The sequence below is a fragment of the Streptomyces sp. NPDC016677 genome (assembly GCF_055562815.1).
The window spans coordinates 963,750-984,411 of the sequence record NZ_JBVHEO010000001.1 but is presented as its reverse complement, the minus strand read 5'-3'; the positions used below and the strand labels follow the sequence as shown (position 1 = coordinate 984,411).

The 20,662-nt window shown below is 73.5% G+C and carries 21 protein-coding genes; 9 read left to right on the top strand and 12 right to left on the bottom strand.

What is annotated here, in order from left to right:
- Positions 1–157 precede the first annotated feature (157 nt).
- Together ACZ3IG_RS04325 and ACZ3IG_RS04320 are read left to right on the top strand one after the other, a co-directional pair.
- Complete coding sequence (locus tag ACZ3IG_RS04325) at positions 158–961, top strand: alpha/beta hydrolase (RefSeq protein WP_467428831.1); 804 nt, start codon at positions 158–160, stop codon at positions 959–961.
- Positions 954–1,595 carry a hypothetical protein gene (locus ACZ3IG_RS04320; RefSeq protein ID WP_467428829.1) on the top strand — a complete coding sequence of 214 codons (642 nt, stop codon included), beginning with the start codon at positions 954–956 and terminating at the stop codon, positions 1,593–1,595. The genes ACZ3IG_RS04325 and ACZ3IG_RS04320 overlap by 8 nt, the downstream gene beginning before the upstream one ends.
- A 12-nt stretch (positions 1,596–1,607) precedes the next feature.
- Here the strand turns inward: ACZ3IG_RS04320 and ACZ3IG_RS04315 are convergent, their stop codons facing one another.
- The 6 genes from ACZ3IG_RS04315 to ACZ3IG_RS04290 form a co-directional block, all read right to left on the bottom strand.
- The gene (locus ACZ3IG_RS04315) at positions 1,608–2,372 is read right to left on the bottom strand and encodes an endonuclease/exonuclease/phosphatase family protein (protein ID WP_467428827.1); all 765 of its coding nucleotides are present in this window, start codon (positions 2,370–2,372) and stop codon (positions 1,608–1,610) included.
- A gap of 139 nt (positions 2,373–2,511) precedes the next feature.
- Positions 2,512–3,465: an ROK family glucokinase gene (locus ACZ3IG_RS04310; protein WP_467428825.1), complete on the bottom strand. Its 954-nt coding sequence runs from the start codon at positions 3,463–3,465 to the stop codon at positions 2,512–2,514.
- A 67-nt stretch (positions 3,466–3,532) separates the two neighbouring features.
- Positions 3,533–4,051 carry a DUF5304 family protein gene (locus tag ACZ3IG_RS04305; protein WP_467428823.1) on the bottom strand — a complete coding sequence of 173 codons (519 nt, stop codon included), beginning with the start codon at positions 4,049–4,051 and terminating at the stop codon, positions 3,533–3,535.
- Between the two features lie 57 nt (positions 4,052–4,108).
- Positions 4,109–5,281 carry an ArsA family ATPase gene (locus ACZ3IG_RS04300; RefSeq protein ID WP_467428822.1) on the bottom strand — a complete coding sequence of 391 codons (1,173 nt, stop codon included), beginning with the start codon at positions 5,279–5,281 and terminating at the stop codon, positions 4,109–4,111.
- Positions 5,282–5,323: 42 nt separating this feature from the next.
- Complete coding sequence (locus ACZ3IG_RS04295; RefSeq protein WP_215165867.1) at positions 5,324–5,764, bottom strand: SRPBCC family protein; 441 nt, start codon at positions 5,762–5,764, stop codon at positions 5,324–5,326.
- Positions 5,765–5,885: 121 nt separating this feature from the next.
- Entirely contained in the window at positions 5,886–6,692 is an 807-nt protein-coding gene (locus tag ACZ3IG_RS04290; protein ID WP_467428821.1) for a metallophosphoesterase family protein, read from the bottom strand.
- 305 nt (positions 6,693–6,997) lie between these two features.
- Between ACZ3IG_RS04290 and ACZ3IG_RS04285 the strand changes: the two genes are divergently transcribed.
- The gene (locus tag ACZ3IG_RS04285) at positions 6,998–8,794 is read left to right on the top strand and encodes an AMP-dependent synthetase/ligase (RefSeq protein WP_467428818.1); all 1,797 of its coding nucleotides are present in this window, start codon (positions 6,998–7,000) and stop codon (positions 8,792–8,794) included.
- 97 nt (positions 8,795–8,891) lie between these two features.
- Here ACZ3IG_RS04285 and ACZ3IG_RS04280 read toward each other — a convergent pair whose 3' ends face one another.
- A complete protein-coding gene (locus ACZ3IG_RS04280) occupies positions 8,892–10,034 on the bottom strand; it encodes a glycosyltransferase family 4 protein (RefSeq protein ID WP_467428816.1) in 1,143 nt (380 codons plus the stop codon).
- A gap of 122 nt (positions 10,035–10,156) precedes the next feature.
- Between ACZ3IG_RS04280 and ACZ3IG_RS04275 the strand changes: the two genes are divergently transcribed.
- Positions 10,157–11,395 carry a glycosyltransferase 87 family protein gene (locus tag ACZ3IG_RS04275; RefSeq protein ID WP_467429191.1) on the top strand — a complete coding sequence of 413 codons (1,239 nt, stop codon included), beginning with the start codon at positions 10,157–10,159 and terminating at the stop codon, positions 11,393–11,395.
- Between the two features lie 129 nt (positions 11,396–11,524).
- On the opposite strand, the gene ACZ3IG_RS04270 is transcribed toward ACZ3IG_RS04275, so the two are convergent.
- From ACZ3IG_RS04270 to ACZ3IG_RS04250, 5 genes are all read right to left on the bottom strand, one after another.
- Positions 11,525–12,712 (bottom strand): hypothetical protein, encoded by a 1,188-nt coding sequence (locus ACZ3IG_RS04270; protein WP_467428815.1) that lies wholly within the window; start codon positions 12,710–12,712, stop codon positions 11,525–11,527.
- A gap of 34 nt (positions 12,713–12,746) precedes the next feature.
- Positions 12,747–13,760: a C40 family peptidase gene (locus ACZ3IG_RS04265; RefSeq protein WP_467428813.1), complete on the bottom strand. Its 1,014-nt coding sequence runs from the start codon at positions 13,758–13,760 to the stop codon at positions 12,747–12,749.
- Positions 13,761–13,988: 228 nt separating this feature from the next.
- A complete protein-coding gene (locus tag ACZ3IG_RS04260) occupies positions 13,989–15,029 on the bottom strand; it encodes a C40 family peptidase (RefSeq protein WP_467428811.1) in 1,041 nt (346 codons plus the stop codon).
- Positions 15,030–15,204: 175 nt separating this feature from the next.
- Complete coding sequence (locus ACZ3IG_RS04255; RefSeq protein WP_467428808.1) at positions 15,205–16,548, bottom strand: NYN domain-containing protein; 1,344 nt, start codon at positions 16,546–16,548, stop codon at positions 15,205–15,207.
- A gap of 36 nt (positions 16,549–16,584) precedes the next feature.
- Entirely contained in the window at positions 16,585–16,824 is a 240-nt protein-coding gene (locus ACZ3IG_RS04250; RefSeq protein ID WP_467428807.1) for a hypothetical protein, read from the bottom strand.
- A 157-nt stretch (positions 16,825–16,981) separates the two neighbouring features.
- Here ACZ3IG_RS04250 and ACZ3IG_RS04245 point away from each other — a divergent pair, with 157 nt between their 5' ends.
- The 5 genes from ACZ3IG_RS04245 to ACZ3IG_RS04225 all read left to right on the top strand — a co-directional run bounded on the left by ACZ3IG_RS04245 (position 16,982) and on the right by ACZ3IG_RS04225 (position 20,596).
- Positions 16,982–17,752: a rhomboid family intramembrane serine protease gene (locus tag ACZ3IG_RS04245; protein WP_467428805.1), complete on the top strand. Its 771-nt coding sequence runs from the start codon at positions 16,982–16,984 to the stop codon at positions 17,750–17,752.
- Positions 17,749–18,030 carry an Lrp/AsnC family transcriptional regulator gene (locus ACZ3IG_RS04240; RefSeq protein ID WP_215165855.1) on the top strand — a complete coding sequence of 94 codons (282 nt, stop codon included), beginning with the start codon at positions 17,749–17,751 and terminating at the stop codon, positions 18,028–18,030. The genes ACZ3IG_RS04245 and ACZ3IG_RS04240 overlap by 4 nt, the downstream gene beginning before the upstream one ends.
- A 79-nt stretch (positions 18,031–18,109) precedes the next feature.
- Positions 18,110–18,457: a small secreted hydrophilic protein gene (locus ACZ3IG_RS04235; RefSeq protein ID WP_467428803.1), complete on the top strand. Its 348-nt coding sequence runs from the start codon at positions 18,110–18,112 to the stop codon at positions 18,455–18,457.
- Positions 18,444–19,934, top strand: coding sequence for a sensor histidine kinase (locus tag ACZ3IG_RS04230; RefSeq protein WP_467428801.1), 1,491 nt, complete (start codon positions 18,444–18,446; stop codon positions 19,932–19,934). Before ACZ3IG_RS04235 ends, ACZ3IG_RS04230 begins: the two co-directional genes overlap by 14 nt.
- Positions 19,931–20,596 carry a response regulator transcription factor gene (locus ACZ3IG_RS04225; protein WP_467428800.1) on the top strand — a complete coding sequence of 222 codons (666 nt, stop codon included), beginning with the start codon at positions 19,931–19,933 and terminating at the stop codon, positions 20,594–20,596. Before ACZ3IG_RS04230 ends, ACZ3IG_RS04225 begins: the two co-directional genes overlap by 4 nt.
- The last annotated feature ends 66 nt before the right edge of the window (positions 20,597–20,662 follow it).

The following is a 20,662-nucleotide window of genomic DNA, read 5'->3' as shown; positions in this document are numbered from 1 at the left end:
ACCGAGTGCCTCCTGTGTGTGTCGCACAGACCATAACCCGGAGCACCGGCAAAGGGCCCTGCGGCCCTGGTCGGTGTCCGTGGGGTCGCGTACCGTGAAGTACCCGCACCCCGACGTGCCCGCCGCGCCAGCCCCTTGACGAACAGGAGTCAAAGACGTGCCGGTCCTCGCAGGAGCCGAGCCGTTCCGCCAGGAGGGCGGGGAAGCAGGCGTCCTCCTCTGTCACGGCTTCACCGGTTCCCCGCAGTCACTGCGCCCCTGGGCCCGGCAGCTGGCCGGGCACGGACTGACGGTCGCGCTGCCGCTGCTGCCCGGACACGGCACCCGCTGGCAGGACATGCAGCTCACCGGCTGGCCCGACTGGTACGCCGAGGTGGACCGCGAGCTGCGCGCGCTGCGCGAGCGGTGCTCCCGGGTGTTCGTGGCGGGGCTGTCGATGGGCGGCGCGCTGGCGCTGCGGCTGGCGGCGCGGCACGGCGACGCGGTGAGCGGTGTCATGGTCGTCAACCCGGCCAACCGCATGCACGGCCTGGCGCCGCACGCCCTCCCGGTGGTCCGCCACCTGGTGCCGGCCACCAAGGGCATCGCCAGCGACATCGCCAAGCCGAACAGCGCCGAACTGGGATACGACCGGGTGCCGCTGCACGCGGCGTACTCCCTGCGCGACTTCTTCCGGGTCGTCGACCGTGATCTGCCGCAGGTCACCCAGCCGCTGCTGCTGATGCGCAGCCCGCGCGACCATGTGGTGCCGCCCGCCGACTCGGCCCGGATCCTGGGCCGGGTGTCGTCGGTGGACGTGACGGAGATCCTGCTGGAACAGAGCTACCACGTGGCGACGTTGGACCACGACGCGGACCGGATCCACGCGGAGAGCATCGCCTTCGTCGCCCGGCTCGCCCCCGGTCTCGTCAGGGAGCCGGAGCCCGGTCTCGGCAAGGAAGGGACGGCCGCAGGTGGCTGAGCACGACTCCGACCGTGAGGACCGCGAGGAGCGCGGAGAACGCGGAGAGCGCGAGGGTACGGACACGGGCGCCCCGCAGGAGCAGAACGTGCCGTTCGACGAGGACGCCGCCTGGGCCGCGATCGTCGCCGGCTACGGCGAGGAGCCGCCGGACCCGCCGGGCGCCAAGCCGTTCAAGTCGGTCGAGGACCTGGCGCTGCTGGAGCCGCAGACCAACGACGGCGGCGAGGCACCGGAGCCCGCCGAGAAGCCCGGGAAGCCCGAGAAGCCGGGGGAACCCGCCCCGGCCAAGCCGCTGGGCAGCTCGGTCGCGTTCGCGCCGGGGGTCGGTCCGCGCGACCACAGCCTCGCCGAGCCCGCCGAGGACGACCTCGGCGAGGACGACGAGGGTCACTTCGTGCCGCCCGAGCCGCCGCCGCTGCCGGAGGGCGACGTCACCGCCCGGTTCGCCTGGCTCGGTGTGCTGGGCGGCCCGCTCCTGCTGCTGGTGGCGATCCTGCTGGGCTGGGAGATGACCTGGTGGCTGGCGACCGTGTGCATCGGTGGCTTCCTCGGTGGCTTCGCCACGCTGGTGGCGCGGATGCGCACGGACGACGACGAGGACGACGATCCCGGTCGGGGCGCGGTGGTCTGACGCGGGGGCCGGTCAGGGCTGGAGACTCGCGGGGATTCTGAGGGCGGCCAGGACCGGCAGGTGGTCCGTGGCCGCCCTCAGGTCGTCTTCCCGTACGCCGGGCAGGTCGCGCGGCACGCCGCAGGCGATCACCTCGACGCCCGGGGTGGCGAAGAGGGCGTCGATGCGCTGGTGCGGGCGGCTGGGGGTCGAGGTGTGCTCGTCGCCCCAGGGGGCGGTGGCCCAGCAGTCCTGGAGGTCCTTGGCGATCCGCCGGAACGCGGGACCGTCGGGGCGCTCGTTGAGGTCGCCGCCGGCGACGGCGTGCGGGACGCCGAGGGCGGCGAGCCGGTCGAGGAGCAGGCCGCTCTGCTCGTAGCGCTCGTCCTTCTGGAGGGACAGGTGGCAGCTGAGGACGCCGACGCGGGCGCCGCCGAAGCGGACGACGGCGGTGGCGAAGCCCCTGCGGTGCTGGCCGGGGGTGAGCGGCAGCAGGACGTCCTCGGTGCGCTCGACGGTGGCGCGCAGGGAGCACAGCAGCGCGGGCCCCGCGGCGGTGCCGCCGCCGGAGAGGATCACCTGGCCGGAGGCGGCCGCGAGACGGGCCAGCTTCTTGCGCCAGCGGAAGAAGCGGGGGGCCTCCTGGAGGAGGACCAGGTCGGGGGCGCAGGCCCCGATGACGCGGGCGAGGGCGCCGGTGTCGTCGCGCATCGAGCGGATGTTGTAGCTCAGGACGCGGATGACGGCGGAACCGTCGGGTTCCGTGCGGGAGTCGGGGAGGTTGTCGAGCGACGGCATGGCGATCAATGTACGCCCACTGGGGCGGGGCGCGGGGGGCGTGCGCGAGTGCCGGTTCGTCGGGGCTTGTCGCGCCACGCGGCGTCAGCCGCCCATCGATACGGCCCCCGCGCCCCTGAGGGCATGTCCGTGGCCCTTGTTACATGACCGGGTCCGGTTCGCGGGCCAGGTCGGCCGCTCCCACGAGCCCGGCCTTGTTGCCCAGCTGGGCCGCGATCACGTCGGCGACCGGGCGCCAGTGGGCGCCGACCAGCCAGCGTTTGTACGACTTGCGGATCGGGTCGAGGACCAGGTCGCCCTCGTCCGACAGACCGCCGCCGACGATGAACGCCGACGGGTCGAAGAGCGAGGCCAGGTCGGCGAGGCCCGCGCCGGCCCAGCGGGCCAGCTCGCGGTAGGAGTCGACGGCGACCGGGTCGCCCTGCCGGGCGGCCATGGAGATGTGCTTGCCCTCGATGCCGTCGGGGGTGCCGTCGCCGAGGCCGAGCAGTGTCTCGGCGCGCTCCGGGGTGGCGTTAGCGCGCTGCTTGGCGTAGCGCACCAGGGCACGCCCTGAGGCGTACTGCTCCCAGCAGCCCTGCGAGCCGCAGCCGCACAGCAGGCCGTCGGGCACCATGCGGATGTGGCCGAACTCGGCGGCCACGCCGAAGTGGCCGCGGCGCAGCTTGTTGCCGATGATGATGCCGCCGCCGAGGCCGGTGCCCAGCGTGATGCAGATGACGTTGCGGTGGCCCTTGCCCGCGCCGAACTTGTACTCGCCCCAGGCGGCCGCGTTGGCGTCGTTCTCCACGACGACCGGGAGGCCCACGCGGGCCTCGACCTTCTCCTTGAGCGGCTCGTTGCGCCAGTCGATGTTGGGCGCGAAGTAGACCTCGGAGCGCTGGCGGTTGACGTAACCGGCCGCGCCGATGCCCACGCCGACGATCTCGTGCCCGGCGCGCGCTCCCTCCACCGCCGAGGCGATGGCGTCCACGATGGCCTCGGGTGTGGTGGGGGTCGGCACCTTGAAGGTCGAGAGGATGTTGCCTTCCTCGTCGACCACCCCGGCCGCGATCTTCGTGCCGCCGATGTCGACGCCGATGGTGAGTCCCATGAATCCCTCAGTTCCGGTCGAGCCCCGCTATGGCCAACCGTACCCGAGGCGCCGCCGCCGGGGCCCGTCAGTCCAGGTCGATGCGCTGGCCGGGACCGGCGTCCGGGCCGCCCTCGTCGTCACGCGGGTCCCCGTCCCGGGGGCCGGGCTCCTGGCTGGTCCAGCGCTGTTCCTGGCGCTGGACGGCGGAGCGGTAGGCGGCGAGCAGTTCGCCGCCGGCCGCCGCGAGGTGGTCGAAGACGTCCGGGTTGCGCTCGATGACCGGTTCGACGGCGGCCTTGGCCTGCTGCACGACCTGCCGGACCACCTGCTGGGCGGCGGTCCCGGCGACCGGGCCGAGCAGCGGTGCCTGGAGGCCGGAGAGCTTGTCGGCCACGGTGTCCACGAGGCGGCGCAGTTCCTCGGCGGCCGAGCCGGGGGGCGGCCCGTACGCGGCGCGGCGGCGGGCCTTCTCCGCCTCCAGGTCCTCGGCGGCCGCCGTCGCCCAGGCGTCGGCGTCGGCCGCCCGCCGCTCACCGGCCGCCGCCCGCTCCTGCCCGGCGGCCTCGTCGCCCGCGGCGCCGGGCTGCGGGAGCTCTTCGCTCATGACGGACTCCTGACTACGGTTCGTCTCTACGACGTTACCCGAACGGCCGCCACGGCTTCACCGGCTCCGGGGCCACAGCCGCGGGTCGGGCGCGAACCGTACGGTCAGCCGGCCCTCCCGCAGGGCGGCCCCCTCCACGGTGCAGCGGCGCAGCGCGGACGGCAGCGGAACGATACGGCGGAAGGGGCCGGCGGTGACGACGAGTTCGTCGCCGCGCCGGACGAGGTCCAGTTCGTCGCGGGCGGCGCCGGGCAGCGGGAGGTGCCAGACCAGTACGCCGTCGTCGGCGAGCCGGTCGGTGACGGGCCACTCGACGGGGGCGGTGTCCGGGTTGACGCCGGGCGCGGCGAGGGCGGCGAGGTCGTCGGTGCCGCGCGGATCGTGTCCGAGGTGCGGCAGGACGCGGACGTCGTGGGCGCCCTGCCACTCCTCCAGGGCCTTGCGCTGCTGGGCGAGGGGTCCGGCGAGCCAACTGTCGGCGGGGGCGTCCTCGGGCAGGGCCCGGTTGGCGGCCAGCAGTTCCACGGGCAGGCCGCGCAGGGCCAGGCCGAGGGCGGCGGTGCGCACCGCGTCGGTGCCGGCCGGGCCGGGTTCGGCGACCAGCCGGACGACGGTGTCGCGGTCGGTGAGGACGGCTTCGGCGGCGGCGAGTTCCAGGTCCCAGCGGGCGGCGTGCTCGTAGAGCGCCTCGGTGGGCATGGGGACGCCGGCCAGGCGGCCGAGGACGGGGCGCAGGGCGCGGGCGGCCCGCCGTTCGGGCGGCAGCAGGCGGCGCAGGTAGCGGCGGAGTTCCTCGGGCAGGGCGAGCAGGGCGAGGGCGCGCGGGGCGGGCGGCAGGTCGACGACGAGCAGGTCGTGCTCCTCGGCGAGGGCGGCGTGGCGCAGGGCGCGCAGCAGCGCCAGTTCCCCGGCGCCGGGCAGCGGGGTCAGCTCCTCGGGGTCGAGGCGGGCGGCGCCGAGCAGGTCGAGGGCGGCGGAGGCGCGGTCCTGGAGGGCGGCGAGACCGTCCCGGAAGCCCCGGGCCGGGTCGGGCCGCCAGGCGGTGAGATGGGCCTCGACGGCGGCCGGCGTGGAGCCGGTGGGCACCCCGAGCGCGGCGCCGAGGGTGTCCTCGGGGTCGGCGCCCAGCAGCAGGGTGCGGGTTCCGGACCGGGCTGCGGTGAGCGCGGTGGCGGCGGCCACGGTCGTCCGGCCGCTGCCGCCCGGGCCCATGATCAGGAGGGTGCGCATGAGGGTGAACGGTACCCGCGCCTGCCCGGCACACCCATTTCCCTAGGCGGCGCCCGACTCCACCCTCTTCTTCAGTCCGGCCAGCGCGCGGTCGGTGATGACCTTCTCGGCCTTGCGCTTGATCATGCCGAGCATGGGGATCTTGACGTCGACGGTGAGCCGGTAGGTGACCTCGGTGCCCGTGCCCGCGGGCCGCAGCAGGTAGGAGCCGTCGAGGGAGCGCAGCATCTGGGACTTCACCAGCGTCCAGGAGACCTCGTCGTCACCGGCCCAGGTGTAGGCGAGGGTCTGGTCGTCCTTGATCGCCCCGGCGTCCATGACGAGCCGGACCTGCTCGGCGCGGCCCTGTCCGTCGGTGGCGAGCACCTCGGCCTCCTTCACCTCGCCGGTCCAGTCCGGATAGCGGGCGAAGTCGGCGATCACCGCCATGACGTCGGCCGGTGCCGCCTCGATCGTGATGCTCGAGCTGGTGTGTTCCGCCATCGCGGTGGGTCCTCCAGATGCGGGCCGGTTGAGACATCGCGTACGCGCGTACGGATGTGCGTGCAGCGTGAAGGCTACCGCGCACCACGAGGGCGGCCGTCACCCCTGTCCGCCCGCACGGCTACCACTCCAGCACCCACGGCCGGCCGGTCGACGCGAAGTGCCCGACGTTCACGCACTCGGTCGCCCCGATCCGCGTCCGCCCCACCAGCGGCTGGTGGACGTGGCCGAAGAGGGCGTACCGGGGCCGGGTGCGGCGGATCGCGTCGAGCAGCGCCCGGCTGCCCCGCTCGAAGCGCCGCGCCACCGTGTCGTAGACCAGTTCCGGGACCTCCGGCGGGATGTGCGTGCACAGCACGTCGACCTCGCCGACCGCCTCGATCTTGGCGGCGTACTCCTCGTCGCTGATCTCGAAGGGGGTGCGCATCGGCGTGCGCAGGCCGCCGCCGACGAAGCCGAAGACCCGGCCGCCGATCTCGACGCGCTCGCCGTCCAGCACGGTGGTGCCGGGGCGGGCGTACTCCGGCCACAGCGTCGGCATGTCGACATTGCCGTAGGTGGCGTACGTCGGGGTGGGGAACGCGGCGAACAGCTCGGCGTACTGCTTGCGCACCGCTTTCTCCATCACGGCGGCGCGGTCCTCCTCGACGCCCGCCCACAGCCGGGCGCCGAACTCCTTCGCCTCCGCGAACCGGCGGGCGGTGCGCAGCTCGACGATGCGGTCCGCGTTCTCCACGCCGAACAGGTCCGGGAAGATGCCGCGCGAGTGGTCGGCGTAGTCGAGGAAGAGGATCAGGTCGCCGAGGCAGACCAGTGCGTCCGCCCCCTCACCGGCCCGGGCGAGGTCGCGGGCGTTGCCGTGCACGTCGCTGACCACATGGACGCGCGTCTTCGTGTCCGGGGCGTTCCGGGCCGGTGTGGAAGTCATGGTGATCAAGAGTAGGAGCAGCAGCTCCCCTGTGAACAGTGGCGGCCGGACCTGCGGTTACTGGCTGGTCGGTCGGCGTGTCGACTACTGTGCGCCCAGAGAACAGCAGCTGTGTGACGCAGCGAACATCTCGCCGGGCCCCCCTGTCAAAGACGCCATACCGGCGGGTAACGTCCAGGCAGTCCAGTCGTGCTCAGAAACCCCGCGTCCGTGTCCCTTGTCCCCCGAGCACCCGCCCCAGCCATGGACCGCACCGTCGCATCACACAACGTCGTAGCGCCGGCGCCCTATGAGGAGCAGCAGTCTTGCGCGAGTTCAGCCTTCCCGCTTTGTACGAGGTCCCCGCGGACGGCAATCTGACCGACATCGTCCGCAGAAACGCCGCGCAGCACCCCGATGTCGCCGTCATCTCCCGTAAGGCGGGCGGCGCCTGGCAGGACGTGACCGCGCGGGACTTCCTCACCGAGGTGCGCGCCGCCGCGAAGGGGCTCATCGCCGCGGGCGTCGAGCCGGGCGACCGGGTCGCCCTGATGTCGCGGACCCGGTACGAGTGGACACTGCTCGACTTCGCGATCTGGAGCGCGGGCGCGGTCACCGTGCCGGTGTACGAGACCAGCTCGCCGGAGCAGGTGCGGTGGATACTCGGCGACTCCGGCGCCACCGCGTGCGTCGTGGAGTCCGCCGCGCACGCCGGCGCCGTGGAGTCGGTGCGCGAGGGACTGCCCGCTCTCAAGCACGTCTGGCAGATCGAGGCCGGGGCCGTGGAGGAGCTGGGCCGGCTCGGCCAGGGCGTCACGGACGAGACGGTCGAGGAGCGCGGCTCGGCCGCCAAGGCCGACGACCCGGCGACCATCGTCTACACCTCCGGCACCACCGGCCGCCCCAAGGGCTGCGTCCTCACCCACCGCTCCTTCTTCGCGGAGTGCGGCAACGTCGTGGAGCGGCTGCGTCCGCTGTTCCGCACCGGCGAGTGCAGCGTGCTCCTCTTCCTTCCGCTGGCGCACGTCTTCGGACGCCTGGTGCAGGTCGCCCCGATGCTCGCGCCGATCAGGCTGGGCTGCCTGCCGGACATCAAGAACCTCACCGACGAACTGGCGTCGTTCCGGCCCACGCTGATCCTCGGCGTGCCGCGCGTCTTCGAGAAGGTGTACAACTCCGCGCGGGCCAAGGCGCAGGCCGACGGCAAGGGCAGGATCTTCGACAAGGCCGCGGACACGGCGATCGCCTACAGCCGGGCGCTGGACAACGCGTCGGGGCCGTCCTTCGGCCTGAGACTCAAGCACAAGATCTTCGACAAGCTGGTCTACGGCAAGCTGCGCGCCGTCCTCGGCGGGCGCGGTGAGTACGCCATCTCCGGCGGCGCCCCGCTCGGCGAGCGGCTCGGCCACTTCTTCCGCGGCATCGGCTTCACCGTCCTGGAGGGCTACGGCCTGACCGAGTCCTGCGCGGCCACCGCGTTCAACCCCTGGGACCGGCAGAAGATCGGCACGGTCGGGCAGCCGCTGCCGGGCTCGGTGATCCGGATCGCGGACGACGGGGAGGTGCTGCTGCACGGGGAGCACCTGTTCAAGGAGTACTGGAACAACCCGGAGGCGACCGCCGAGGCGCTGGCCGACGGCTGGTTCCACACGGGCGACATCGGCACCCTCGACGAGGACGGGTATCTGCGGATCACCGGCCGCAAGAAGGAGATCCTGGTGACCGCGGGCGGCAAGAACGTCGCCCCGGCGGTGATCGAGGACCGCATCCGCGCGCACGCGCTGGTGGCGGAGTGCATGGTCGTCGGGGACGGCCGGCCGTTCGTGGGCGCGCTGGTCACGCTGGACGAGGAGTTCCTGGCCCGCTGGTGCGCGGACCACGGCAAGCCGGCCGGGGCGACGGCGGAGTCCCTGCGGGACGATCCCGATCTGCTGGCGGAGATCCAGTCGGCGGTGGACGACGGGAACGCGGCGGTGTCCAAGGCGGAGTCCGTGCGCAAGTTCCGGGTGCTGCCGGCGCAGTTCACGGAGGAGTCGGGGCACCTGACTCCGTCGCTGAAGCTGAAGCGGGGTGTGGTCGCGCGGGATTACGCGGGGGAGATCGAGGCGATCTACGCGAAGTAGGTGCCACTTGATCGCCGTCGGCGGGTGCGTATCACTGGTGGTCGCTCGCTCCCACGCGGCGGAGCCGCACATGTCACGGCCCCGCGCCCCTGGTCGGCTACAGCAGCGTCCTCAAGCGTTCGGCCAGCAGGTCCCAGCGCCACCGCTCCTCGACCCACTGCCGGCCCCGCTCGCCCATCCTGCGGCGCAGTTCCGGGTCGGCGAGGAGGGTGGTGACGCGGTCGGCGGTCTGTTCGGCGGAGCCGCCCCGGACGACCCAGCCGGTCTCGCCGTCGAGCACGGCGTCCGGAGCGCCGCCCGAGTCCCCGGCGACGACCGGCAGCCCCGTCGCCGACGCCTCCAGGTAGACGATGCCGAGACCCTCGACGTCCAGGCCGCCGCGCCGCGTCCGGCAGGGCATCGCGAAGACGTCGCCGGCGCCGTAGTGGGCGGGCAGCTCGGACCAGGGGACGGAGCCGGTGAAGCGGACCGAGGCGGCGACGCCGGTCTCGGCGGCGAGGCGGCGCAGGTCCCTCTCGTACGGTCCGCCGCCCACGATCAGCAGCACCGCGTCGGGCTCGGCGGCCAGCACGCGGGGCATCGCCCGGATCAGGGTGTCCTGGCCCTTGCGCGGTACCAGGCGGGAGACGCAGACGACGACCGGCCGGCCGGCCAGCCCGAGCCGGGCGCGGACCTCGTCGCCGCCGGAGCCGGGGTGGAAGGTCTTCTCGTCGACGCCCGGCGGCAGCTGGACCATCCGGGCGGCGGCGGCCGGGGTCAGCGCGTCCGCGATCCGGGAGCGCGTGTACTCCCCCAGGTACGTGATCGTGTCCGTCGCCTCCCCGATCCGGCGCAGCAGCTGCCGGGCCGCGGGCAGCTGGGCCCAGCCGGCCTCGTGCCCGTGGGTGGTGGCGACGATCCGCTCGGCGCCCGCCCCGCGCAGCGCCGGCGCCATCAGCCCGAGCGGTGCCGCCGCTCCGAACCACACGGAGGTACACCCGTGCTCCCGCAGCAGCCCGACCGCCCTCCGGGTCGCCCCCGGCGTCGGCAGCAGCATCGTCGTACGGTCCCGTACGACGGTGAAGGGCTGCTCGGCGTCGAAGGCGGCGGTGGCCGCGACGCCCTCGCGGGTGCGCTTCCAGGTGGAGGCGTAGACGACGAGGCGGTCGGGGTCCAGGCGCAGGGCCATGTTGTGCAGGAAGGCCTGGATGCCGCCGGGGCGGGGCGGGAAGTCGTTCGTCACGATCAAGGTCTTGTGCATCGCCCGAGACCTTATCGAAGCCCCCGTTCACAGCAGCCTCCGGCTGTGCGTGTGGCAGACACACAGAAGTTCGGGACATCATGAAATCGTCGGACGGCACCGGACGGGCGGGCAGGGAACACGTGGAGACGACGAGCGCCGGGCGGTCCCTGGCATGGCTTCCGGTGGCCTGGTGCGCGACCCGGCTGGTGCTGCTGCTGTGGGTGCTGAAGGTGTGGGTCTTCCCCGGCCCGGACGTCACCAGCGATGTGTCGGTGATCTACCAGGGCTGGTACGAGGTGCTGCGCAGCGGAACGTTTCCGCTGAACGACGTCACCTGGCAGTACCCGCCCGCGGCGGCCACGGCGATCCTCTCTCCCGGGCTGCTGCCCTTCTTCGACTACGCGACGGCCTTCTTCGTCCTGGTCTGCGTGGCGGACCTGGTGGTGCTGGGGGTGCTGCTGCGGATGGGGCTGCGGCCGGGCGGGACCCCGCGCGGGGCCTGGGTGTGGGTGGCCGGCGTGCCGCTGCTCGGACCGACGGTGTACGCCCGCTACGACCTGATGGTCACCGCGGTCGCCGTGGCCGCGCTGGCCGCCGCCGCCCGGCACCCCCGGGCGGCGGGGGCGCTGGTGGCGTTGGGCGCGCTGCTGAAGGTGTGGCCGGCGCTGCTGCTGCTCGGCGTCCGGCGGCGCGTCTGCTGGGCCGCCGCGGTGCTCACCGGCGTGGTGCTGGCGGGGGCGTTCGCGCTGGCCATGCCGGGGGCGTTCGCCTTCCTGACGTTCCAGCGCGACCGGGGCACCGAGGTGGAGTCGCTGGGCGCGCTGGTCTTCCACGTCGCCCGGAACTTCGGCTGGGACGGACAGGTGCTGCTCAACTACGGCTCGGTGGAGTTCCTCGGCCCGTACGTGGACTGGGTGAGCACGGCGGCGCTGACGCTGACCGGGATGGCGTTCGGCTGGCTGCTGCTGTGGCGGCTGCGGGCCACGCGGTTCGAGGCGCACACGGCGGCGGACGCGGCGTTCACGGCGGTGCTGATGTTCACGGTGACCAGCCGGGTGATCAGCCCGCAGTACATGGTGTGGCTGATCGGGCTCGGGGCGGTGTGCCTGTGCTTCCGGGCCTCCCGGATGGGGCTGCCGGCCGCGCTGGTGCTGGCGGCGAGCGGGGTGACGGTGCTGGAGTTCCCGCTGTGGTTCGCGCACGTGGTCGCCAGTGACACGCTGGGCGTCACCCTGATGTTCGTCCGCAACGGCCTGCTGGTGGCGGCCGTGGTCGCCGCGGCGCGGGTGCTGTGGCGCGGGACGGTGCCGCGTCCGGAGCCGGCGCCGCTGCCCGAGCAACCGCCCGCGCGGGCGAGCGGGACGCCGGTCTCCTCCTGACCCGCCCGTCCGCCGTACGGCCGCGGCCCGACCCCACCCACGGACAACTCCCCTCGCCTCAGCCGGACCCCCGCTCACGGACACCCCCCTCGCCTCAGCCGGACCCCCGCTCACGGACACGCCCTCGCCTCACCCGAACTCCTCCCGCAGATACTCCCCCCACCGCAGCGTGAACTCCTCCGGCGTCGTCCCGAGCACCCGGCGCATCGCGTCCTCCACCGCCCCGTCGCGTTCCGGGTGCGCGCCCACGGCGCGGTAGAACGCGTCGAGCCGGGCCTCGCCCCACTCCTCGGCGATCAGGCGGCAGGCCGTCCAGCCGCTCTCGTACGCCCGGGCCAGTTCGGTCGCGTCGTCGGTGAAGCCGAAGTCGTCGTCGCCCGGGAGGGCGTCGGGCACCCGGCCGTCGGCGACCGCGCGGGCCAGTTCCGGCGCGGCCTCGGCGGGGGCGCGGCCGGTGCCGCGGTAGCCGGCCCAGTCGGCGTACCCCTCGGACAGCCACAGGGGGGTGGCGGCGGTGGTGTGGGCGCGGGTGGCGACGTGGGTGGTCTCGTGGGTGAGCACGACCTGCTTGCCGAGCGAACCGAGCAGGCCGTACGCGTCCGGGTTGACGACGATCCGGTCGGCGGGGGCGTCGGCCCGGCCGCCGGTCTCGCCGGTGGTGACCGCGGCGATGCCCCGGTAGGAGGAGGCGGGCGAGCCGAGCAGTCCCGCCATGTCCTCCAGGGAGCGGGGCACGATGACGACGACCCGCCGCGCCCAGTCGCCGTCCCAGGCCGCCGACACGGCCGGCACCGCGCGGTCGGCGAGCGCCGCGTAGCCGCGCAGCGCCCGGTCGGACTGCCCGACCCCCAGGACGAGGCTGTGCGCGCCGCGTACGACGTGGACCGTGCCCTGGTCCCAGGGCTGCCGGCCGGACTTCTCCGCGGGCCGGTCCGAGGTGACCCGCCAGCCGCCGTCCGCGCGTTCCAGCCGGACGGTGCGGCCGGCGCCGGCCGCTCCGGCGTCGTACCCGGCGAGGCGGTAGCGCAGTTCGACGGCGGCGGTGACGGTGGCGCCGGCGCGGGTCACCTCGCCGACCCGGTAGGACCAGTCGGCCAGCGGGACCGCGCCGACCCGGTCGAACCCGGCCCGGGTGCCGGTCGCCGCGTAGGCGGCCCGGTCCCGGTCGAGGAGGGCCCCCGCCCGCCGGTCGAGCACGCTCTGCACCTCGGCGCGGACGGTATCGGCGGCGGACCGGCCGCCGCAGGCCGCCAGGGAGCCCAGCAGCAGACACAGCAGCACCACCGAGGACCCCGACACCCGCCTGCGACCAGCCATCTGCCCGAGGGTACGGGGAGGCGGGCCGGTACGGTCAGGGCCGGGTGACCGAGGAGACGGGCATCATGCCGACGGGGTCGTAGCGCACGGGGGCGCCGGGGTAGGGCGCGTGGATCACCTGGCCGCCCCCCGCGTACATCCCGATGTGGCTGGCGTCGTCGCGGTAGGCGACCAGGTCGCCGGGGCGCGCCTGGTCCAGCGGGACCCGCTGCCCGGCCCCGGCCTGGGCCTGGGAGGTGCGCGGCAGGGCGACCCCGGCCTGGGCGTACGACCACTGGGTCAGGCCCGAGCAGTCGAAGCCGGAGGGGCCGTTGGCGCCCCAGACGTAGGGCTTGCCGAGGGCGGACCGGGCCGCGGCGAGGGCGGACGCCGCGCGGCCCGAGGCGGCGGCGGTGCCGGACGGGTCGAGCAGGCCGGCGCGGCCGGAGCGGGAGGCCCGGTCGGTCTCGCGTTCGCTCTCGGTCAGGGAGTTGAGCAGCCGCCGGGCCTCGGCGAGCTTGCGTTCCACGGTCTTCTTGTGCGCGGCGACCGTGCGCAGGCTCGTGTTCAGCCGCTCCAGGGTCCGGCCGGCCTCGGCGCGGTCCTGGGCGAGGTGGCGCATGGCGTCCTGGAGCCGGCGCAGCTCGCCCGCCTGGTGGGCGCCGATCCGGTCGAGGGCCGCGGCCTTGTCGAGGTAGTCGTCCGGGTCGGCGGAGAGCAGCAGGGCGACGGACGGGTCCAGGCCGCCGGAGCGGTACTGGGCGCCGGCCAGCGAACCGAGCGCGTCCCGCATGGTGTTGATGCGCCCCTGCTGGCGGGCGATCCGGTCCTGGACGGCGCTCACCCGCTCCCGCAGGGTGTCGGTGCGCTCGGCGGCCTCGTTGTAGGCCTCGGTCGCCTGCTCCGCCTCCGTGTGCAGGCGGTCCACCTCGGCACGGGTGTCGTCGTGCGGTGCGGCGGTGGCCGGTACGGCGGCGCCGAGGACGGCTGCGGCGGCGGACAGGAGGCCGGCCACGGCGGTGGCGCCCCGGTCGGACCCGGTTGGTGCAAGGCGGCGATGGGACCCCACGGGAAGCCGCACTCCTTCCGCTGGCGGACGGGAAACGCGGCAGACAGTAGCCCCGCCGCGCGGCCACGGCCAACGGCCTCGGCGTCCGCACAGCCGAGCGCCCCGCCGCTGACGCAGGTCAGCAGCGGGGCGCGGGGTCACAGAAGGGTTCTGCGATTCGCTCGTTCGGGCGGCATGTCGGGTTGACCCGGGCGGCCCTCGGAGCAAGACCGGGGACCGGACGCGGGGTCAGACGCGGACGCCCCACATGAAGGGGCCGCCGATGGTGCCCATCGACTCGTACCGGACGACGGTGCCGGTGCGCGGGGCGTGCAGCACCTGGCCGTTGCCGGCGTAGAGGCCGACGTGGTGCAGGTCGTTGAAGAAGAAGACCAGGTCGCCGACCTGGAGGTCGCTCTGGCTGGTGATGCGCGTGCCGATCTGCGACTGGGCCTCGGAGGTGCGCGGTATGGAGACGCCGGCCTGGGCGTAGGCCCAGGAGGTCAGGCCCGAGCAGTCGTACGAGGACGGGCCGGTGGCGCCGTAGACGTACGGGCTGCCGATCTTGCTCTGGGCGGCGGAGAAGGCGGCGCCGGCACGGCCGGAGGCGGAGGCCGTGGAGCTGGAGAGGACCTCGCGCTCGCTGCTGCGGGTGGAGCGCTGCTCCTCCGCGTCCAGGTCGGCCTTCTCGGCGGCGGTGAGGCTGTTGAGCAGCTTCTGCGCGGCGGAGAGCTTGCTCTGGACCTGCTTCTTGTTCTTGCTCAGCTCGGCGCGGGTGGCGGAGAGGTCCTTGAGCTTCTCGGAGGCCTCCGCGCGCTGCTGGGCGAGGTCGCGCTGCTTGTCCTGGATCTCCTTGAGCGCGTCGACCTGCTGGGCGCTCAACTGGTCGAGGGTGGACGCCTTGTCGAGGTAGTCGTCCGGGTCCGCGGAGAGGAACAGCTGCACGGAGGGGTCGATGCCGCCCGAGCGGTACTGGGCGCTGGCCATCGAACCGAGGCCGTCGCGCAGCTCGTTGAGCTCCTTCTGGCCGCGGGCGACGTTGTCCTGGATGGTGGAGATCTCCTTCTGGAGCTTGTCCTCCTTCTCCGTGGCCCCGTTGAGCTTCTCGGTGGCCTGCTCCGCCTCGTCGTAGAGCTTGTCGACCTTGGACTTGACCTCGTCCTTGCTCTGCTTCTCGCTGGGAGCGGCGTTGGCTGCCTGCGAGCTGAGCACAACGGCGGCGGCGGCCGCGGTGGTGAGCACGGTGACGCGCGCGCGGCTGGGCTGCTTGGGTCGACGGTGGGACGCCACGGGAGGCGAACTCCTTCGTGTGAGTGATCACCCGTTCTAGGGTTCGAGGCCAGACCCTAGTGACCTACTCGTGATCAGTTCAAATCCTTCTCAGGAAAAACCCGGTCACCGACAGCATCTTTTACCTCAATATCACCAGCAGTGACGCATGATTGACACTACGTCGAGCAACGGGTCAGGAAAGCCGCTTCAGCAGCATCGCCGAGGCCACCGGGCGGGCTCCCGCGCGGGCCACCCCGTCGGCGACCTCGCGGTCGGTGGAAGCGACGATGACCGGCCGGCCCGGCGGCTCGGCCCGCACCAGCTGCCGGATCAGCTCGTCGGCGGTGACGCCGGGCTTCGAGAACAGCACCCGGACCCCGCGCGGCGGCGCCAGCAGCACCGGGGCGGCCAGTTCGGCCCCGTCGAAGACGCAGGTCACCTCGGCGCCGGTCTGCGCGGCGAGCTGCGAGAGCTGGCCGAGCAGCCGCAGCCGCTGCTTCTCCAGGGGCATCTGCGGATAGCCGGTCTTGGTGACGTTGTAGCCGTCGACGACCAGATGGGCCTGGGGCAGCGCGAGCAACTGGTCGAGAACGGCCGGGTCGTGCTCGGACAGCGCGCGGGCCGCGATGTCCTTCGGGGTCATCCGGCCGGGCTCCACGGCGTCCACGGTCTCGGCGGGGCGAACGGAGACCGGCGGCAGCGCCAGTTCGCGGCGCAGCCCCTGGGTGGCGTCCAGCAGGGTGTCCAGGAGCAGCCGTACCCGCATGTCCTCGACGCTGCGCCCCTCCCGGGCGGCCTTGCGGGTGGCCTCCAGGGCCGCTTCCGCCTCGCCGAGACGGGCCTTGAGCCGCCGCGTCTCGCTCTCGGCGGCGGACACCTGGGTCTGCGCCTCGGTGCGTACGGCGTCCAGCTCGCCGCGCATCTTGCGCACCGCCGCCTCGCCGCGCTTGACGTCGCTGAGCGCGCCGCGCAGCTTGCGGTGGAGCGACTCCGCCTCCTTCCTGGCGGCGTCCAGCTCCGTGCGCAGCCGCTCGGTCTCGCCCTTGCCGTGCTCCCGGGCGCGCTCCAGTTCCGCGCGCAGCCGCTCCAGCTCGGCGCGGGTCTCCTCGTCGGCGCGCTCGGCGTCGGCCCGCTGGGCCTCCTCGCCGGCGGCGGCCACGAGCTTCACCCAGCCGGCCGGGCGCAGTACGTAGGCCGCGGCCGCCACGTCGAGCGGGTCCGCGGCCGGGGGCGGGGAACCGGAGTCGAGGGCGTCGGCCAGTTCCGGCTGGGACTCTCTGAGCTTCTCGCCGATACGCTGGCGGAAGAGCGTGTCGGTCTCCAGCGCGGCGGCCATCGCGTTGCCCGCGAACTTGGCCCGCCGGTTCGGCGTGAACCGCGCGTACTGCCGCAGCTGGGCGGGCAGTTCCGCGAGGGTCAGCCCGCCGAAGCCGTCCGCGGCCAGCTGTACGACCCTGCGGCGCACGCCGTCGGGCAGCGGACGGTCGAGCACCTCAGCGGCGCCGTCGCCCGGCTCCCCGCCCTGTGTCTCCGCCATCCGTCACCCCAATGCCTGTGCGGGGTGCCCGCTCCGTCAGGAGCCGGCACCCGGCCTGTCCACGAGTTCCACCTGGTCCACGGCGTTGCACCAGCGGCACCGCACCGACTCGATGGTCTCACTGAGCACCTCGCGCTCCTCGACCGTCGGCTCGCCGGCCAGATCGAGGTGGACGTACTCCACGGCCTTCGACGCACGGGTCACGTCGAAACGGGTGAGGTTGCCGCAGAGGGTGCAGCGCCACCGCGTCGTGCCGGTCGGCTGGGGAACCGTCATCGTGGCTGTTCGCTCTCTTCCAGTGTCGCCCGGCGCACCGGCCTCCCCGGTGCGTGTGGCTCGTAACCCTACGGCCTGGCGGGTACCGGCCGCCCGCCTGTCCACGGCGGCGAGGCGTTCCATGCGCTTGTGTCCGGTTGCGTCATGCTCTGTACCCATGACCCGCAACTGGAGCTCGGCGGCCGGCCGGGCGCTGCGCGCGGTGCGGACGGCCGGCAGGCGCCGTCCGGCCCGGGGCGCGGCACCCGTGACGCACGGCCTGATCGTCCTGTGCTGTCTGCTGTTCCTGGTCAGCCCCGCGGCGGGCCTGGACCCGCGGTACGACGGCTCCGCCGAGGAACTGCTCGCCGCGCAGCGCGTCTACTTCCGGCGCTGGGGCGTGATCCCCGCGGAGCTGTTCGACGGGGCGGCGCGGGCGCTGCTGACTCCGGTCACGGCGCTGTTCGTGCACGGCGACTGGGTGCACCTGTTCGGCAACATGCTCTTCCTCTATGTCTTCGGGGCGATGACCGAGGAACGGATGGGCCACGTCCGGTTTCTGCTGTTCCACCTCGGCTGCGGATACCTGGCCCTGCTGGGGTACGCGATCGCCAACGACGACTCACGGCAGCCCCTGGTCGGTGCCTCCGGGGCGATCTCGGCGGTCCTCGGCGCGTTCCTGTACCTGTTCCCCCGGGCGCGGGTGACCAGTCTCCTGCCGTTCCTGTTGTTCATGCCGCTGCGTTTCCCGGCCTGGGTGGTGCTGCCCTTCTGGGCGGTCCTGCAGTGGCTGTCGGCGTGGCGGGCCGGGGACGGGCCGGGGGTGGCGTACCTGGCGCACCTGATCGGCTTCGGCCTCGGCTTCCTCTGCGCCTGGGTGGGTTCCGGGCGGCGGGCTAGAGTGAGGGCCGCCCCAGCGCCCGCCCCCGAGGGAGAGAACCTGCCGTGATCACCGCGATCGTCCTCATCAAGACCAGCGTGGACCGGATCCCCGAGATCGCGGAACGGATCGCCGCGCTGGAGAGCGTCAGCGAGGTCTTCTCCGTCACCGGCACCTACGACCTGATCGCCATGGTGCGGGTGCGCGAGCACGAGGAGCTGGCGGAGGTCATCCCCGGGCGGATCAGCAAGATCCCGGGCGTGGAGGGCACGGACACCCATGTGGCGTTCCGCACGTACTCGCAGCACGACCTGGAGGCGGCGTTCTCCATCGGGCTGGAGAGCTGACCTAGTCCCGCGCGTGGATGAAGGGTTCTTCATCCACGGCTCATCCGGGCCGCCGGGTGCCGGGCGCAGGATCGGACGCATGGTCTTCTCCCGCCGGATGGCCGCGCTCGCGGCCGTCGTACTGATCCCCCTGGGCATCGCCGCGACCAGCTTCGCGCTCACCGACAGTCCCGGGGAGCCCGAGGTGCCGGCGAAGGTGGAGCTGGAGAGCGGCTCCCCGGCCCCGGCCCCCACCCGCACGCCCGCCTCGGTGTCCCCGTCCGGCTCCTCCGCCTCCGCCTCCGCATCCGCCTCCGTGTCCCCGGACGAGGTCGTGTCCCGGCCCCCGGTGACCGACAGCCCCCCGGACGACGACGATGACGACGAGCCCGGCCGGACCTCCGACGACGGACACGGGGACGACGACGGCGCCGGTGACGACGGCTGACCGGGAACGCCGGCGGATCTCCGCCCGGGTCCGCATCCTGCTCTGGCTGCTGCTGGTGATGGCGGTGGCGCTCGCCTCGGTGGCCGCGACCACCCGGTCGATCCTGCTGCGCGACACCGACCAGCGGATCAACAACCTGCTGGCGCAGGAGGCCGGGGAGTTCGCCAACTTCGAGGAGCAGGGCTTCGACCCGGCCACCGGCCGCCGGTTCACCGAACCGGACCGGCTGCTGCGGGTCTTCCTGCAACGCCAGTACGCCGACCTCGACGAGGAACTCATCGGCCTGGTCGGCACCCCGGGCACCGCCCCCGCGCAGCTCATCCAGCAGCGTGACATCCCGGTCGCCCTGCCCCTGCACAAGGACGCCGAGGCCCGCCGCCACATCTTCGGCTCCCCCCGCCCCACCGGCACCCTGCACCGCCCCGAGGGCGAGATCCGCTGGGCCAAGGTCAACGTCGCCCGGTACGGCGGCGAGACGGCCGCCGCGTTCGTGGTCGCCTTCCACCCCGGCCGGGAGCAGGCCCGAGCCGACCAGGTGTTCCGCGTCCTGCTCGCCATCTCCGGGGTGGCCCTGCTGATGACCACCGGCATCGCCTGGGTCGTCGCCGGCCGCATCCTCAAACCCGTACGCCTGGTGCGCGCCACCGCCGCGCAGCTCACCGAGCAGGACCTGACCCGCCGTATCCCGGTGCACGGCAACGACGACGTGGCGGCGCTGGCCGAGACGTTCAACGCGATGCTGGACCGGCTGGAGCGGGCCTTCGCCGCGCAGCGGGAGTTCGTCGACGACGCCGGGCACGAGCTGCGCACCCCGATCACCATCGTCCGCGGCCACCTGGAGCTGATGGGCGACGACCCGGCCGAGCGCGAGGAGACCGTCCGCCTGGTCACCGACGAACTCGACCGGATGAGCCGGATCGTCGAGGACCTGCTGCTGCTCGCCAAGGCCGAACGCCCCGACTTCGTCAGCCCCGAGCCGGTCCAGCTCGCCGAACTCACCGCCGACGTCTACGTCAAGGCCCGCGCCCTCGGGGACCGCGACTGGGTGCTCGCCGAAGTCACCGACGGGGAAGCCCTGCTGGACGCCCAGCGGATCACCCAGGCCATGGTGCAGCTCGCGCAGAACGCGGTCCAGCACACCGTGCCCGGCCAGCGGGTCGGCATAGGTTCCCGCGTCCGGCGGGGACACGTGGAGCTGTACGTCGCGGACTCCGGCACCGGCGTCCAGCCGCAGGACGCCGGCGTCATCTTCGAACGGTTCCGGCGCGGCACCGCCCGGCGCGGCGCGCGCGGCTCGGGCGCCGGGCTCGGTCTGTCGATCGTCAAGGCGATCGCGGAGGGCCACGGCGGCCGGGTCCGGCTGCACGACACCGACGGCGGCGGCGCCACCTTCATCCTCACCCTGGGAAACCCGGGAACTCCGGGACATCCGGGCACTCCGGCAGCCCCGGACACTCTGGAAGAGGCACACCCTTGAACCGCATCCTCATTGTCGAGGACGAGGAACGCATCGCCTCCTTCGTCCAGAAGGGCCTGCGCGCCAACGGCTTCACCACCACGGTGGCGGCCGACGGCGAGGCCGGCTACGAGTACGCCCTCACCGGCGGCTTCGACCTGGTCGTGCTGGACATCGGGCTGCCCGGCCAGGACGGCTTCACCGTCCTGCGCGCCCTGCGCGAGGCCCGGGTGACCACCCCGGTGATCGTGCTGACCGCGCGGGACTCGGTACGGGACACGGTGGCCGGCCTGGAGGGCGGCGCCGACGACTGGATGACCAAGCCGTTCCGCTTCGAGGAACTCCTCGCCCGGGTCCGGCTGCGGCTGCGTACGGCGGCCCGCGCCCCGGAGGTGACGGTGCTCAGGTCCGGCACGCTCACCCTGGACCTGCGCACCCGCCGGGCCCGCGCCGGGGAGCGGACGGTCGACCTGACGGCCCGTGAGTTCGTCCTGCTGGAGCTGTTCCTGCGGCATCCGGGGCAGGTACTGTCCCGGGAGCAGATCCTCTCCCACGTGTGGGGCTACGACTTCGACCCCGGCTCCAACATCGTGGACGTCTACGTACGGGCGCTGCGCAAGAAACTCGGGGCGCAGGTGGTGGAGACGGTGCGCGGGATGGGGTACCGGCTGCCCTCCTGGTGACGGCCGGTGAAGTTTCCTTCATGTGCGGCTCATCGACGGCTCACCACCCGGGTGAACCCTCGATGA